General features: G+C 51.7%; 1 rRNA gene. It reads left to right on the top strand.

Going from position 1 to position 2758, the window contains the following annotated elements:
- Positions 1 to 16 precede the first annotated feature (16 nt).
- A 23S ribosomal RNA gene (locus J3U76_RS14265) occupies positions 17 to 2758 on the top strand; the annotation flags it as partial.

Raw genomic sequence — 2758 nt, 5'->3', positions numbered from 1 at the left:
CTTTTTGGGGTTGTATGGTTAAGTGACTAAGCGTACACGGCGGATGCCTTGGCAGTCAGAGGCGATGAAGGACGTGCTAACCTGCGTTAAGTACGGATGAGCTGGTAAGAAGCGCTTGAGTCCGTAATGTCCGAATGGGGAAACCCACTGCACTCAGTGCAGTATCGTAACGTCAATACATAGCGTTGCGAGGCGAACCGAGGGAACTGAAACATCTCAGTACCTCGAGGAAAAGAAATCAACCGAGATCCCCCTAGTAGCGGCGAGCGAACGGGGGTCAGCCCTTAAGCATGTTAGGTGATAGTGGAATGGTCCTGGAAAGACCAGCCGTAGTGGGTGATAGCCCCGTACACTAAATTGCCTTTTGTGTGAAATCGAGTAGGACGGGACACGTGATATCCTGTTTGAATATGGGGGGACCATCCTCCAAGGCTAAATACTCCTGACTGACCGATAGTGAACCAGTACCGTGAGGGAAAGGCGAAAAGAACCCCTGTGAGGGGAGTGAAATAGAACCTGAAACCGTGTACGTACAAGCAGTAGAAGCCCGACCACTCAATTACTTTGATTACGTTTATGTTCAAAGTAATGAGTGGCGTTTAACACCACACATCACAGAGTGATTGAGTGGTCGGGTGACTGCGTACCTTTTGTATAATGGGTCAGCGACTTACTTTTAGTAGCAAGGTTAACCGTTTAGGGGAGCCGTAGGGAAACCGAGTCTTAACTGGGCGATGAGTTGCTAGGAGTAGACCCGAAACCCGGTGATCTAGCCATGAGCAGGTTGAAGGTTGAGTAACATCAACTGGAGGACCGAACCCACTAATGTTGCAAAATTAGGGGATGACTTGTGGTTGGGGGTGAAAGGCCAATCAAACCGGGAGATAGCTGGTTCTCCCCGAAATCTATTTAGGTAGAGCCTCGGACGAATACTTACGGGGGTAGAGCACTGTTTAGGCTAGGGGGTCATCCCGACTTACCAACCCTATGCAAACTCCGAATACCGTAAAGTACTATCCGGGAGACACACGGTGGGTGCTAACGTCCATCGTGAAGAGGGAAACAACCCAGACCGCCGGCTAAGGTCCCAAAGTCATAGTTAAGTGGGAAACGAAGTGGGAAGGCTCAGACAGTCAGGATGTTGGCTTAGAAGCAGCCATCATTTAAAGAAAGCGTAATAGCTCACTGATCGAGTCGGCCTGCGCGGAAGATGTAACGGGGCTAAACTATGCACCGAAGCCGCGGATGTGTTCTTTGAACACGTGGTAGGGGAGCGTTCTGTAAGTCTGCGAAGGTGTGTTGTGAAGCATGCTGGAGATATCAGAAGTGCGAATGCTGACATGAGTAACGATAATGGGGGTGAAAAACCTCCACGCCAAAAGACCAAGGGTTCCTGTCCAACGTTAATCGGGGCAGGGTGAGTCGACCCCTAAGGCGAGGCCGAAAGGCGTAGTCGATGGGAAACGGGTTAATATTCCCGTACTGGCGTGTACTGCGATGGGGGGACGGAGAAGGCTAAATGGGCCAGGCGTTGGTAGTCCTGGTGAAAGGCCGTAGGCAGTGTGTTTAGGTAAATCCGGACGCACAATGCTGAGAGCTGAGACGAAATCGCTACGGCGGTGAAGTCATTGATGCCCTGCTTCCAGGAAAAGCCTCTAAGCTTCAGGTACACGACAATCGTACCCCAAACCGACACAGGTGGTCGGGTAGAGAATACTAAGGCGCTTGAGAGAACTCGGGTGAAGGAACTAGGCAAAATAGTACCGTAACTTCGGGAGAAGGTACGCTGAGGCATGTGAAATCCCTTGCGGATGGAGCGTGACTCAGCCGCAGTGACCAGGTGGCTGGAACTGTTTATCAAAAACACAGGACTATGCAAACTCGCAAGAGGACGTATATGGTCTGACACCTGCCCGGTGCTGGAAGGTTAAATGATGGGGTTAGCCTTCGGGTGAAGCTCTTGATTGAAGCCCCAGTAAACGGCGGCCGTAACTATAACGGTCCTAAGGTAGCGAAATTCCTTGTCGGGTAAGTTCCGACCTGCACGAATGGTGTAATCATGGCCACGCTGTCTCCACCCGAGACTCAGTGAAATTGAATTTGCGGTGAAGATGCCGTATACCCGCGGCTAGACGGAAAGACCCCGTGAACCTTTACTATAGCTTGGCACTGAACATTGGCCCTACATGTGTAGGATAGGTGGGAGGCTGTGAAACGACGACGCCAGTTGTTGTGGAGCCATCCTTGAAATACCACCCTTGTATGTCTGATGTTCTAACGTTGGTCCCTTATCGGGATTGCGGACAGTGCCTGGTGGGTAGTTTGACTGGGGCGGTCTCCTCCTAAAGAGTAACGGAGGAGCACGAAGGTTGGCTAAGTACGGTCGGACATCGTACGGTTAGTGCAATGGCATAAGCCAGCTTAACTGCGAGACGGACAAGTCGAGCAGATACGAAAGTAGGTCATAGTGATCCGGTGGTTCTGTATGGAAGGGCCATCGCTCAACGGATAAAAGGTACTCCGGGGATAACAGGCTGATACCGCCCAAGAGTTCATATCGACGGCGGTGTTTGGCACCTCGATGTCGGCTCATCACATCCTGGGGCTGAAGTCGGTCCCAAGGGTATGGCTGTTCGCCATTTAAAGTGGTACGCGAGCTGGGTTCAGAACGTCGTGAGACAGTTCGGTCCCTATCTGCCGTGGGCGTTGGATGATTGAGAGGAGCTGCTCCTAGTACGAGAGGACCGGAGTGGACGAA

Source organism: Oceanisphaera pacifica, assembly GCF_017498065.1.
Taxonomy (GTDB): domain Bacteria; phylum Pseudomonadota; class Gammaproteobacteria; order Enterobacterales; family Aeromonadaceae; genus Oceanimonas; species Oceanimonas pacifica.
The sequence above is the reverse complement of the archived record's forward strand: the minus strand, read 5'-3'. Positions and strand labels throughout refer to the sequence as shown.